A 12,287-nucleotide genomic window follows, 5' to 3' on the forward strand; every position below is an offset into this window, starting at 1 on the left:
ACCTATCCTTGTAGTTAGTAGAATACGCCCCTTGTATTGCAAAGGGCGGGGATATTTATGGGAGCAGTGTGGCCTTAGTGATTACGATAGGTTCCACGGGAATATCTCTCATTTGTCCTTGGCTTTTGGTGGGTTTTGTCGCCATTTGTTGGATGACTTCGAAGCCCTTGGTCACTTGACCGAACACCGCGTAACCCGGAGGTTGGCGATTGTAGTCTAGGAAGTCATTGTCAGCGAAGTTTATGAAAAACTGGCGCGTAGCAGAGTTAGGATCTTGCGTTCTTGCCATCGCGATAGAGCCCGTCACGTTTTTTAGGCCATTACTCGCTTCATTCTTGATTGGTGCGTAGCTCGGTAAACGATTCATTTTCTCGTCAAAGCCACCACCTTGCGCCATAAAGCCTGGAATGACACGGTGAAATTGCGAACCAACGTAACTGCCGTCTTTTACGTATTTTACGAAGTTTTCGACGGTAATTGGCGCTTTTTCATCGTTGAGTTCGACTGTGAAATTGCCTAGTGATGTTTCAAACTCGACTTTAGGCCCCGCGATAGCGAGGCTGCTGGTTAATACTAATGTTGTGCAGATGACTCTCATCATTAGAAACGTTCCTTCATGTAACCTTGCAATTCTTGATCATTGGCGATTTCAGCAAGCACCAAAGTGATCACATCATTGAGTACCTTTTCAACTTCTTGATCAGAGGCGCTTAACATGCCGCTGCGGCTTGCTGCACCGTTATAGGTTTTGGCTAGCTTGCCTTTCGGGGTTTCTGCGGTGACTTCAAGAATCACTTTCGCGTCCATCTCGTTTTCCATCACAGAATGTTTTACATTGACGAGCACTTCCTGAACTTCAAGGCTAATCAGATTGTTGCTATTCAAATCGGCTTTGTAGCCCTGTGAGGCAAATTGTTGCTGTAGCAGTGTTTCTAATGTGATTCGCATATTCTGCTTCGCATGCAAAGGCAGGATGTTTGAACGGCCACTGTCAATAAGTGCGACGTATTGAGCTGCGCGTACATCTTTACTGGTCATGCTGTACGTTTTGTTCTGCACCATAGGATTGGCGCTTAATGTTGCGGTTGGCGCAAGATTAAGTTGTTCTGGTTGAGGGGCTGAACAAGCAGAAAGTAGTGCGATAGACGCAGCTAAAACCAATTTTTTCATCGTGTATTCCTTTTCTAGCAGCAGAAGCTGACCGTAAACGTATATTAAAGTGAAGATTGTCTTTAATTAAAACTAGCAGGCTATTTAGTTGCCTGTAAAATCACAAACTTACTATTCGAAGCGACTAATTTCACATTCTTGTCACCAAAAAGGCGTTTGAGTTTGGCGTCATAACCCAAATGGCGATTACCAATCACCTGCAGCTTGCCCCGTTTCCTCAGTACTTTCTTGGCATCGCAGAACATTTGCCATGCAATATGATCCGTTATGGCTTGCTGTTGATGGAACGGAGGATTGCAAAGCACAAGATCGGCACAATCTGGCTCAAATCCATCAAGGCAGTTATTGGCAATGTACTCAGCATTCAATGGCGCTGTGACATTTTCTTGTAAATTGAGGCGAGCGGACTCAACCGCCATATAGCTCTCATCCACCAAGGTTAATGTCGCCTTCGGGTTGAGCTGAGCGGCTTTGACGGATAACACCCCGTTACCACAGCCTAAATCGATAATGTGCTTGAGGTTATCATCTTGCGGGATGTGCTCGAGCATAAAACGCGCGCCCAAATCGAGACTCTCACCAGAATAGACGTTTGGCAAGTTGTTGAGTGTCATCTTGTGTTCTTCAACATTCCAACGAGTCACTGGGCTGATGTCATTCATTTGCGCACAGTCTGCTTGGCAAAAAACGAGACGATGCTTTTTCCAAGCAAGGGAGGTTTTTGTGGTCCCTAGATACTTTTCAAGCAGTTTGAGGGTTGAGGTATGAATTTCTTTGGCTTTATTAACAGCGACTACTGGAACGTCTGGTGAGAGTGTTTTCCGCAATTGAGTTAACTGCCAAGTCAAATGACGGTTGTTTTTGGGAAGCTGAATTAACACCAAACTGGTCTCTGTTGGAATTGCGTCTAGTGTGGTCAGTAGCTTTACTTCACGGCATTGATTTCGTAGTAAATTTTCTTTTGTCCCTTGTTGAGAAATAAAAGAATCGCTCATCATAGTGACTTGGTGTTGAGCTGAAAACCAGCACGAAAGAGCACCGAAGTGATCGTTCAGGATAAGAATATTCTGTGGGGAGTCTAAAGCCAACTCTTCTACATAATTGATCAAGTATTCATCGCCTGCGTCCCATGCTTGCAGGGTTTCATTGGCGTTGTTTGGGTATCTGAATAGGGTAAGCTGTCGGTCAAAGAGATTGAGTTCGGTTTTCATGCAATGGTATTTTTTTCATTGAGTTTTAACGATATTCTCGCAGAAGGATAGCAAACAAGATAGGCACAGCTAACAAAAAACACTTAGGGATCTTCGTCTAACACCTAAGACATTGTTAGAATGAAGGCTCGTTTTTTGTGTATGTATGAAATTTCGCATTAGTTCGACTTATACTTTTTAAGTTGGTGAGAGAGAGGGTTTGAATATGATTCAAGAAATCATAGAGACAAAATTACACCATACATTTGAACCTAGTCACTTGAGTGTGGTGAATGAAAGCTACATGCACAATGTACCACCGGGTTCGGAAAGTCACTTTAAAGTGATTGTGGTGAGCGATCTTTTTGAAGGTAAAAGATTGATCGCTAGACATCGTTTAGTGAATCAAGCTTTAGCGAATGAACTGGAAAATAACATCCACGCTTTGGCGATTCATACCTATACTGTTCAGGAATGGAAACTACAGCGAGATGGCGCGCCAGATAGCCCTATGTGTATGGGTGGTACCAGTCATTGAGCGATTTATAACCTGAAGTGTTAAATTTTCAGTTGTTCTATTCAAAAAGATGGTCAAGCCATCTTTTTTTCTATGTGTACAAAATCGACAAATTGCGTGACAAATTTGGTTAAGAAATGCGTTAACACTGTTTCAACAAATGAACGGAATGAATAGGATGTTTCAAACTATGAATTTCACCTATTCATCTGGCACGATGGTTTTGGGCCATTTGTGCGACATGTCAAAGTTATGAACAATAGTTAGCCTATATCTATCAATTCTTTCCAAATAATACGGCTAATGCGTTTATTGGTCATGGCATCGCGTTTGGAAAAGATGCTAAACTATCGCACCTGATAAATCTCTTCACTAAACTGTGAAGTGATTTTTAATAGGATGTTGCGATTTTGGCGTTTAAAACATCGCCAAAACCGGACACTGATGTCGTGTCTAAAAGTTACGCAATCATAAAGAATCTTTTTCCCGATAAAAGTAGTGCAAGTGCGTATGATTACAATAAAGAAGGGTTTGGACCTTCCTATCGCAGGAGCTCCTTCCCAGGTGATTAATGATGGTAAATCCATCACAAAAGTCGCCTTGCTTGGCGAAGAGTACGTTAGCATGCGTCCTACGATGCATGTTCGCGTTGGTGATGAAGTGAAGAAAGCCCAAGTTCTTTTTGAAGACAAAAAGAACCTTGGCGTGAAATTTACTTCTCCAGTGAGTGGTAAAGTTATCGAAGTGAATCGTGGCGCGAAGCGTGTACTTCAATCTGTTGTGATTGAAGTGGCAGGCGACGAGCAGGTGACCTTTGATAAGTTTGAAGCCTCTCAACTAGCAGGTCTTGATCGCGAAGTGATCAAAACTCAGTTGGTTGAATCTGGCCTTTGGACCGCTCTGCGTACTCGTCCGTTCAGCAAGGTTCCAGCAATTGAATCGACAACTAAAGCGATTTTCGTTACCGCAATGGATACCAATCCATTGGCAGCGAAGCCTGAGTTGATCATCAATGAACAAGCGGAAGCGTTTGTTGCTGGTTTGGATGTGCTTTCAGCCCTAACAGAAGAGAAGGTTTACGTTTGTAAATCTGGTACGAGTTTGCCTCGTTCTTCTCAATCTAATGTGGAAGAGCACGTATTTGACGGCCCACACCCTGCTGGTCTAGCGGGTACCCACATGCATTTCCTCTACCCAGTGAATGCAAACAACGTGGCATGGAGCATTAACTACCAAGACGTGATCGCGTTTGGTCAGTTGTTCCTAACCGGTGAACTATTCACTGACCGTGTTGTTTCTCTGGCAGGTCCTGTTGTGAATAACCCACGCCTAGTTCGCACCATTATGGGTGCAAGCTTGGATGAGTTAACTGACAGTGAAATGATGCCAGGTGAAGTTCGTGTGATTTCTGGTTCAGTACTAACAGGTACTCATGCCACGGGACCTCACGCTTACTTGGGTCGTTACCACCTGCAGGTTTCTGTTCTGCGTGAAGGTCGTGACAAAGATTTGTTTGGTTGGGCAATGCCTGGTAAGAACAAGTTCTCTGTGACCCGCTCTTTCCTTGGTCACCTGTTTAAAGGTCAGTTGTTTAATATGACAACCACCACAAACGGTAGTGATCGTTCAATGGTTCCAATTGGTAACTACGAGCGCGTAATGCCACTTGATATGGAACCTACTTTGCTGCTTCGTGATCTGTGTGCAGGCGATACCGACAGTGCTCAAGCACTGGGTGCGCTGGAACTGGATGAAGAAGACCTAGCATTGTGTACCTTTGTATGCCCAGGTAAATACGAGTACGGTCAACTACTACGTGACTGCCTGAATACAATTGAGAAGGAAGGGTAAGTTTCATGGGCCTTAAGAAGTTTCTTGAAGACATCGAACACCACTTTGAACCAGGCGGCAAACACGAAAAATGGTTTGCTCTGTACGAAGCTGCGGCAACGCTATTCTACACGCCAGGTTTGGTGACGAAAAAGAGCTCACACGTTCGTGATAGCGTTGACCTAAAACGCATCATGATCATGGTTTGGTTTGCAGTGTTCCCAGCAATGTTCTGGGGTATGTACAACGCTGGTGGCCAAGCGATCGCGGCTCTAAACCACATGTACGCTGGTGATCAACTGGCGCAAATCATTGCAGGTAACTGGCACTACTGGCTAACCGAGATGCTGGGCGGAACGATTTCTGCTGACGCAAGCTGGGGTAGTAAGATGTTGCTTGGTGCAACCTACTTCCTACCAATCTACGCAACGGTATTCCTCGTTGGTGGTTTCTGGGAAGTGCTATTCTGTATGGTGCGTAAGCACGAAGTTAACGAAGGTTTCTTCGTAACCTCGATCCTTTTCGCATTGATCGTTCCTCCAACGCTACCTCTATGGCAAGCAGCGCTAGGTATTACCTTTGGTGTTGTGGTTGCTAAAGAGATCTTTGGTGGTACTGGTCGTAACTTCCTGAACCCAGCGTTAGCAGGTCGTGCTTTCCTATTCTTCGCTTACCCAGCGCAAATTTCGGGTGACGTAGTGTGGACAGCAGCGGACGGCTTCTCTGGTGCAACTGCGCTAAGCCAGTGGGCTCAAGGCGGCAACAGTGCACTAGTAAACACAGTGACTGGTGCGCCAATCACGTGGCTAGACGCGTTTATCGGTAACATCCCAGGTTCAATCGGCGAAGTTTCTACGCTTGCATTGATGATCGGTGCAGCAATGATCGTTTACATGAGAATCGCATCTTGGCGCATCATTGCCGGCGTAATGATCGGTATGATCGTCGTATCGACATTGTTCAACGTGATCGGTTCTGATACTAACGCAATGTTCAGCATGCCATGGCACTGGCACCTAGTTTTAGGTGGTTTTGCATTCGGTATGTTCTTTATGGCAACCGACCCAGTATCGGCTTCATTTACCAACAAAGGTAAGTGGTGGTACGGCATTCTTATCGGTGCAATGTGTGTCATGATTCGTGTTGTTAACCCAGCATACCCAGAAGGTATGATGCTGGCGATTCTATTCGCGAACCTGTTTGCACCACTGTTTGACCATCTAGTGGTTGAGAAGAACATCAAGCGGAGACAAGCACGCTATGGCAAGTAATGACAGCATTAAAAAGACGCTGGGTGTTGTTGTCGGGTTGAGCCTTGTTTGTTCAATCGTAGTATCAACAGCAGCCGTGGGTTTGCGTAGCAAGCAGCAAGACAACGCTGTGCTAGACAAGCAAACAAAAATTCTTCAAGTGGCCGGCATTGAAGCATCAACGCCAGCTCAAGTGAGAGAGTTTTACGGCGAGTACATTGAGCCACGTTTAGTGGATCTCAATACTGGCAACTTCGTTGACGGTAATGCAGCTAAATATGATCAGCGTTCAGCAGCAAAAGATCCTGCTCAGTCAATCAAGCTGACCGCTGAACAAGACAAAGCTAAGATCATCCGTCGTGCAAATGTTGGCGTGGTTTACCTTGTTAAGAACGAAGGTAAAACCGAACAGTTGATTTTGCCAGTACATGGCACTGGTTTATGGTCAATGATGTACGCATTTGTTGCAGTACAAACGGATGGTAACACTGTGAATGGCATTACTTACTATGAACAGGGTGAGACTCCGGGATTAGGTGGCGAAGTTGAAAACCCATCTTGGCGTGCACAGTTCGTAGGCAAGAAACTGTTTGACGAAAACCACAAGCCAGCCATCAAGGTAGTGAAAGGTGGTGCGCCAGTAGGTTCTGAGCACGGTGTCGATGGCCTATCAGGTGCGACACTGACGGGTAATGGTGTTCAAGGTACATTCGACTTCTGGTTGGGAGATATGGGCTTTGGTCCATTCCTAGCAAAAGTGCGTGATGGAGGTCTGAACTAATGTCTAGTGCACAAAACATTAAAAAGAGCATTCTTGCGCCAGTATTGGATAACAACCCAATTGCGCTCCAAGTTCTTGGTGTATGTTCTGCGCTTGCAGTAACTACCAAACTAGAAACAGCGTTTGTTATGACACTAGCGGTAACGTTTGTAACTGCATTGTCTAACTTCTTTGTTTCTGTAATCCGTAACCACATCCCTAACAGTGTGCGTATCATCGTTCAAATGGCGATCATCGCATCTCTAGTAATCGTGGTAGACCAGATCTTGAAAGCTTACTTGTACGATATCTCTAAACAGCTATCGGTATTCGTAGGTCTTATCATTACTAACTGTATCGTAATGGGTCGTGCAGAAGCGTTCGCGATGAAATCTGCACCAGTTCCATCGCTGATCGACGGTATTGGTAACGGTCTTGGCTATGGTTTTGTTCTTATTACTGTGGGCTTCTTCCGTGAACTATTCGGTAGCGGTAAGTTGTTTGGTATGGAAGTACTACCACTAGTAAACAATGGTGGTTGGTATCAGCCAAATGGTCTGATGCTTCTAGCGCCATCTGCATTCTTCCTAATCGGCTTCATGATTTGGGCGATTCGTACGTTCAAACCAGAGCAAGTAGAAGCGAAGGAGTAAGGGCAACATGGAACATTACATCAGTCTGTTAATTAAATCGATTTTCATCGAGAACATGGCTCTGTCTTTCTTCTTGGGTATGTGTACCTTCTTGGCGGTATCTAAGAAAGTGAAGACCTCTTTCGGTCTAGGTGTTGCAGTAGTGGTTGTTTTGACTATTGCTGTACCAGTGAACAACTTGGTTTACAACTTAGTACTTAAGGAAAACGCGCTCGTCGACGGCGTGGATCTGAGCTTCCTAAACTTCATCACCTTTATCGGTGTAATTGCGGCACTCGTACAGATTCTAGAGATGATTCTTGACCGTTTCTTCCCGCCTCTGTACAACGCGCTAGGCATCTTCCTACCGCTGATCACAGTAAACTGTGCGATCTTCGGTGGTGTATCTTTCATGGTACAACGTGACTACAACTTTGCTGAATCTGTTGTTTATGGTTTCGGTGCAGGTGTGGGTTGGATGCTCGCGATTGTTGCCCTTGCAGGTATCCGTGAGAAGATGAAGTACTCAGATGTCCCTCCTGGTCTGCGTGGTTTAGGCATTACCTTTATCACTGTAGGTTTGATGGCGTTAGGCTTTATGTCTTTCTCTGGTGTTCAACTGTAAGTCGGGTAAACCGCAGCAAATAAGGAATAGTTAATGTCTACTATTATTTTTGGTGTAGTGATGTTTACCTTGATTATACTGGCTCTAGTACTAGTGATTCTTTTCGCTAAGTCTAAGCTTGTACCAACAGGTGACATTACAATATCTATCAACGGCGACGCCGATAAGGCGATCGTAACTTCTCCAGGTGGCAAGCTACTAAGCGCGTTAGCTGGTTCAGGTGTATTCGTTTCTTCTGCTTGTGGTGGCGGTGGCTCTTGTGGTCAGTGTCGCGTAAAAGTGAAGAGCGGTGGTGGTGATATCCTTCCAACTGAGTTGGATCACATCACTAAGGGTGAAGCGCGTGAAGGTGAGCGTCTAGCGTGTCAGGTGGCTGTGAAAACAGACATGGACATCGAGCTACCAGAAGAAATCTTCGGCGTGAAAAAGTGGGAATGTACGGTTATCTCTAACGATAACAAAGCAACATTCATTAAAGAGCTTAAGCTACAAATTCCAGATGGCGAATCAGTACCTTTCCGTGCTGGTGGTTACATCCAGATTGAAGCACCAGCTCACCACGTGAAATACGCAGATTTCGACGTACCAGAAGAGTACCGCGGTGACTGGGACAAGTTTAACCTGTTCCGTTACGAGTCTATCGTAAAAGAAGACATCATCCGTGCATACTCAATGGCGAACTACCCTGAAGAGTTCGGCATCATCATGCTAAACGTACGTATCGCGACTCCGCCGCCAAATAACCCAGACGTAGCACCGGGTCAGATGTCTTCTTACATCTGGTCACTAAAAGAAGGTGATAAGTGTACGATTTCTGGTCCATTTGGTGAGTTCTTCGCGAAAGATACAGATGCAGAAATGGTCTTCATCGGTGGTGGTGCAGGTATGGCTCCTATGCGTTCTCATATCTTTGACCAACTGAAGCGTTTGAAGTCTAAGCGTAAGATGTCTTACTGGTACGGTGCGCGTTCTAAGCGTGAAATGTTCTACGTAGAAGACTTCGATGGCCTAGCGGCTGAGAATGATAACTTCGTATGGCACTGTGCACTGTCTGATCCGCTTCCAGAAGATAACTGGGATGGTTACACAGGCTTCATCCACAATGTGCTTTACGAAAACTATCTGCGTGATCACGATGCACCAGAAGATTGTGAATACTACATGTGTGGTCCACCGATGATGAACGCGGCTGTTATCGGCATGCTGAAAAATCTCGGTGTTGAAGATGAAAACATCCTACTGGATGACTTCGGTGGTTAATTTCATCTAACCCATTGAAACTATGGCTGGCTCGTAGGAGCCAGCCATTCTTTTTTCCTCGCTATTCTTTTTTCTTTTTTTGAATAGTGCGCCAAATGGCCATAGAAAATCGGTGCGTTAACCGTGAACCTATTTTCCATATCCATTTAATAACAATAGGAGTTTAACAAGTGAAAAAGTGGCTTGTTGCTTTCGCTTCTCTATTGGTACTTGCTGGTTGCGAAAAGCCCGCAGAGCAGGTACATCTTAGCGGCCCAACGATGGGCACGACTTACAATATCAAATACATCACTCAAGAAGGTTTACCAAAGCCGGACGTACTTCAGCAAGAGATCGACCGTTTGCTAGAAGAAGTTAACGATCAGATGTCGACGTACCGAAAAACCTCTGAATTGAGCCGTTTTAATCAGTCTCGCGATTCTGCGCCGTTTGCGGTTTCTCAACAAACGGCCACCGTTGTTAAGGAAGCGATTCGTCTCAATCATTTGACCTTGGGGGCATTGGATGTCACCGTTGGACCTTTGGTTAACTTGTGGGGATTTGGTCCTGAAGCGCGTCGTGATGTTGTGCCGAGTGCTGACGATTTAGCGGAACGTAAAGCGCAAACCGGCATTGAGCATTTGTCGGTTGTTGATAACACGTTGATCAAAACCTTGCCTAACCTCTATGTGGATCTGTCGACGATTGCGAAAGGTTGGGGCGTTGATGTGGTTGCAGACTATATTCAATCTCAGGGCGTACAAAACTACATGGTCGAAATCGGCGGTGAAATTCGCTTAAAAGGGGTTAACCGTGAAGGGGTGCCTTGGCGTATCGCGATTGAAAAGCCGTCGGTAGAAGAGCGCGCTATCCAAGATATTATCGAACCGGGTGATATGGCGATCGCGACTTCCGGTGATTACCGTAACTACTTTGAGCGTGATGGTATTCGTTATTCTCACATCATTAACCCAGAAACAGGCATGCCAATTAACCATAGAGTGGTTTCTGTCACCGTGTTAGACAAATCCTCGATGACAGCAGATGGTCTCGCAACCGGTCTAATGGTGTTGGGTGAAGAAAAAGGCATTGAGATCGCTAATCAAAATAGCATCCCAGTGCTAATGATCGTGAAAACAGATGATGGCTTTACAGAAATCGCTTCTGAAGCGTATAAGCCATATTTGAAGAATCAGTAAGTGATATAGGTTTGTTGATATGAGTACATTTCTAATTACCTTTGGTGTGTTTGTCGCCGTGATTGCCGCCATGGCAGTAGGCTACATCTTCCAGAAAAAGGTGGTGAAGGGAAGCTGTGGCGGTCTGGGTGCTGTTGGCATTGAAAAAGTGTGTAACTGCCCTGAGCCCTGTGATGCGCGTAAAAAACGCGAAGCACGTGAAGCCGCGCGCGCGGAAAAATTGGCTCAGTGGGACAAAGACCGCATCGCTTGATGTGAGTGGATAGCACTTATGCTCTCTACTCATGCCATTTGAATTAAGCTAGCCAACACTATAAGAAATCCGAGTTCATTGAGCGACTCGGATTTTTGTTTCTCGCCAAAACACTTCACTTGTTGATGGCGTGACTTGAAAACTCACTTTTTAATTGACTCCACTCATTCTGCTACTTCCTCACTGTTGTTCCATTAAATAACTAAAGCAATCCAATCTTTAGTCGATAAAGAAGGCAAAGCAACGTCTTTATCGAGAGGAAAGATGGCCATCACCGTTAATACCAACGTTTCTGCATTGGTCGCTCAGCGACACCTGGCGAATGCAACCGACATGCTGAATCAATCCTTGGAGCGTTTGTCTTCAGGGAAGCGTATTAATAGTGCAAAAGACGATGCGGCAGGGCTGCAAATTTCGAATCGTCTTCAGTCGCAAATGCGTGGTTTAGATATCGCGGTGCGAAATGCCAATGATGGCATCTCCATTATGCAGACTGCGGAAGGGGCAATGAATGAAACCACTAATATCCTCCAAAGGATGCGTGATCTTTCATTGCAATCCGCCAATGGTTCCAATAGCCATGCTGAAAGAATTGCCTTACAAGAAGAAATGACCGCGTTAAATGACGAGTTGAACCGTATCGCAGAAACCACCTCGTTCGGTGGGCGTAAATTGCTCAATGGTTCCTTTGGCTCGGCTGCCTTTCAGATAGGGGCAGCGTCAGGTGAAGCGGTACAAGTGCAACTGAAGTCGATGCGCAGTGATGGTATTGATATGGGTGGCTTCAGTTACATTGCAAACGGACGTGCCCATTCTGATTGGCAAGTAAAAGAGGGGGCGAATGCGCTTAGCATGTCATTCACGAATCGTTTTGGTGAAACGGAAACGATCCAAATTAATGCGAAAGCCGGCGATGATATCGAAGAGCTTGCGACCTACATTAATGGTCAGACTGACAAAGTCACGGCATCGGTAAATGAAGAAGGCCAGTTACAGTTGTTTATGGCCGGCGAAGAAACCTCAGGAACGTTATCGTTTTCAGGAGACTTAGCCAGTGAACTAGGTTTTCAGCTAAAAGGTTACGATGCGGTGGATAATATCGACATTACGTCTGTCGGTGGCGCTCAACAAGCAGTGGCGGTCCTTGATACCGCGATGAAATACGTCGATAGTCATCGTGCTGAGCTAGGGGCATATCAAAACCGCTTCAGCCATGCGATTAATAACCTCGACAACATTCACGAAAACTTGGCGACATCAAACAGTCGAATTCAAGATACAGACTATGCGAAGGAAACCACGCGCATGGTCAAACAACAGATCCTACAGCAAGTCAGTACTTCTATTTTGGCGCAGGCGAAAAAAGGGCCGAATCTCGCGTTGACCTTGCTGGGATAAGCGCCGGAGTGACTGGCACAGAGCTTGCGATACAAAAGAGAGTAAGTGAGTAGGAGTGGGCTGAAAAAAAGTGAACAGCTCTTATCGACAGTACCATTCAAATCTTTAGTCCTATTTTTGATGTTTTTATACTTTTTACCGCTTTAATCACGAAAACCCCTTCAAACAAACTTTTTTCAAAAAAATCGCATTTTTTTCCTAAAGGATTTCCAAACCGAGCCGTT

Annotated in this window: 13 protein-coding genes; 10 read left to right on the forward strand and 3 right to left on the reverse strand. The window is 45.3% G+C overall.

Features of this window, described 5'->3' with window-relative positions; translation table 11 throughout:
- Positions 1-55: 55 nt before the first annotated feature.
- From LZU85_RS18900 to LZU85_RS18910, 3 genes are all read right to left on the reverse strand, one after another.
- Positions 56-601, reverse strand: a complete 546-nt coding sequence (locus LZU85_RS18900) for a peptidylprolyl isomerase (RefSeq protein WP_176297933.1) — start codon at positions 599-601, stop codon at positions 56-58.
- Positions 601-1,170 carry a YajG family lipoprotein gene (locus LZU85_RS18905; protein ID WP_237288109.1) on the reverse strand — a complete coding sequence of 190 codons (570 nt, stop codon included), beginning with the start codon at positions 1,168-1,170 and terminating at the stop codon, positions 601-603. Before LZU85_RS18905 ends, LZU85_RS18900 begins: the two co-directional genes overlap by 1 nt.
- Positions 1,171-1,250: 80 nt before the next feature.
- The gene (locus LZU85_RS18910) at positions 1,251-2,381 is read right to left on the reverse strand and encodes a methyltransferase (RefSeq protein ID WP_237288110.1); all 1,131 of its coding nucleotides are present in this window, start codon (positions 2,379-2,381) and stop codon (positions 1,251-1,253) included.
- A 205-nt stretch (positions 2,382-2,586) separates the two neighbouring features.
- On the opposite strand from LZU85_RS18910, the gene LZU85_RS18915 reads away from it, so the two are divergent.
- The 10 genes from LZU85_RS18915 (at position 2,587) to LZU85_RS18960 (ending at position 12,063) form a co-directional block, all read left to right on the forward strand.
- Positions 2,587-2,898, forward strand: a complete 312-nt coding sequence (locus LZU85_RS18915; protein ID WP_176297930.1) for a BolA/IbaG family iron-sulfur metabolism protein — start codon at positions 2,587-2,589, stop codon at positions 2,896-2,898.
- Positions 2,899-3,387: 489 nt separating this feature from the next.
- Positions 3,388-4,728: a Na(+)-translocating NADH-quinone reductase subunit A gene (locus LZU85_RS18920; protein ID WP_237288112.1), complete on the forward strand. Its 1,341-nt coding sequence runs from the start codon at positions 3,388-3,390 to the stop codon at positions 4,726-4,728.
- 5 nt (positions 4,729-4,733) lie between these two features.
- Positions 4,734-5,978, forward strand: a complete 1,245-nt coding sequence (locus tag LZU85_RS18925) for an NADH:ubiquinone reductase (Na(+)-transporting) subunit B (RefSeq protein ID WP_080609201.1) — start codon at positions 4,734-4,736, stop codon at positions 5,976-5,978.
- The gene (locus LZU85_RS18930; RefSeq protein ID WP_039469568.1) at positions 5,968-6,738 is read left to right on the forward strand and encodes a Na(+)-translocating NADH-quinone reductase subunit C; all 771 of its coding nucleotides are present in this window, start codon (positions 5,968-5,970) and stop codon (positions 6,736-6,738) included. The genes LZU85_RS18925 and LZU85_RS18930 overlap by 11 nt, the downstream gene beginning before the upstream one ends.
- Positions 6,738-7,370, forward strand: coding sequence for an NADH:ubiquinone reductase (Na(+)-transporting) subunit D (locus LZU85_RS18935; RefSeq protein ID WP_011150983.1), 633 nt, complete (start codon positions 6,738-6,740; stop codon positions 7,368-7,370). Before LZU85_RS18930 ends, LZU85_RS18935 begins: the two co-directional genes overlap by 1 nt.
- A 7-nt stretch (positions 7,371-7,377) precedes the next feature.
- On the forward strand, positions 7,378-7,974 hold the full coding sequence (gene nqrE / locus LZU85_RS18940) for an NADH:ubiquinone reductase (Na(+)-transporting) subunit E (protein ID WP_039469569.1): 597 nt from the start codon (positions 7,378-7,380) through the stop codon (positions 7,972-7,974).
- A 33-nt stretch (positions 7,975-8,007) separates the two neighbouring features.
- The gene (gene nqrF, locus LZU85_RS18945; protein ID WP_080536559.1) at positions 8,008-9,234 is read left to right on the forward strand and encodes an NADH:ubiquinone reductase (Na(+)-transporting) subunit F; all 1,227 of its coding nucleotides are present in this window, start codon (positions 8,008-8,010) and stop codon (positions 9,232-9,234) included.
- A 170-nt stretch (positions 9,235-9,404) separates the two neighbouring features.
- Positions 9,405-10,412 (forward strand): FAD:protein FMN transferase, encoded by a 1,008-nt coding sequence (locus tag LZU85_RS18950; RefSeq protein ID WP_176297928.1) that lies wholly within the window; start codon positions 9,405-9,407, stop codon positions 10,410-10,412.
- Positions 10,413-10,431: 19 nt separating this feature from the next.
- Positions 10,432-10,665, forward strand: coding sequence for a (Na+)-NQR maturation NqrM (gene nqrM / locus LZU85_RS18955; RefSeq protein WP_011079734.1), 234 nt, complete (start codon positions 10,432-10,434; stop codon positions 10,663-10,665).
- Between the two features lie 264 nt (positions 10,666-10,929).
- A complete protein-coding gene (locus LZU85_RS18960) occupies positions 10,930-12,063 on the forward strand; it encodes a flagellin (RefSeq protein ID WP_237288113.1) in 1,134 nt (377 codons plus the stop codon).
- The last annotated feature ends 224 nt before the right edge of the window (positions 12,064-12,287 follow it).

The organism is Vibrio floridensis, from assembly GCF_021852965.1.
GTDB classification, from domain to species: Bacteria; Pseudomonadota; Gammaproteobacteria; order Enterobacterales; family Vibrionaceae; genus Vibrio; species Vibrio floridensis.

What these genes read in the sequence shown, in the direction of transcription:
- nqrF (WP_080536559.1), top strand. Translation starts at nt 8,008, where the DNA reads ATGTCTACTATTATTTTTGGTGTAGTGATGTTTACCTTGATTATACTG.
- LZU85_RS18920 (WP_237288112.1), top strand. Translation starts at nt 3,388, where the DNA reads ATGATTACAATAAAGAAGGGTTTGGACCTTCCTATCGCAGGAGCTCCT.
- LZU85_RS18935 (WP_011150983.1), top strand. Translation starts at nt 6,738, where the DNA reads ATGTCTAGTGCACAAAACATTAAAAAGAGCATTCTTGCGCCAGTATTG.
- LZU85_RS18905 (WP_237288109.1), bottom strand. Translation starts at nt 1,170, where the DNA reads ATGAAAAAATTGGTTTTAGCTGCGTCTATCGCACTACTTTCTGCTTGT.
- LZU85_RS18900 (WP_176297933.1), bottom strand. Translation starts at nt 601, where the DNA reads ATGATGAGAGTCATCTGCACAACATTAGTATTAACCAGCAGCCTCGCT.
- LZU85_RS18910 (WP_237288110.1), bottom strand. Translation starts at nt 2,381, where the DNA reads ATGAAAACCGAACTCAATCTCTTTGACCGACAGCTTACCCTATTCAGA.
- LZU85_RS18960 (WP_237288113.1), top strand. Translation starts at nt 10,930, where the DNA reads ATGGCCATCACCGTTAATACCAACGTTTCTGCATTGGTCGCTCAGCGA.
- nqrE (WP_039469569.1), top strand. Translation starts at nt 7,378, where the DNA reads ATGGAACATTACATCAGTCTGTTAATTAAATCGATTTTCATCGAGAAC.
- LZU85_RS18915 (WP_176297930.1), top strand. Translation starts at nt 2,587, where the DNA reads ATGATTCAAGAAATCATAGAGACAAAATTACACCATACATTTGAACCT.
- LZU85_RS18925 (WP_080609201.1), top strand. Translation starts at nt 4,734, where the DNA reads ATGGGCCTTAAGAAGTTTCTTGAAGACATCGAACACCACTTTGAACCA.
- LZU85_RS18930 (WP_039469568.1), top strand. Translation starts at nt 5,968, where the DNA reads ATGGCAAGTAATGACAGCATTAAAAAGACGCTGGGTGTTGTTGTCGGG.
- nqrM (WP_011079734.1), top strand. Translation starts at nt 10,432, where the DNA reads ATGAGTACATTTCTAATTACCTTTGGTGTGTTTGTCGCCGTGATTGCC.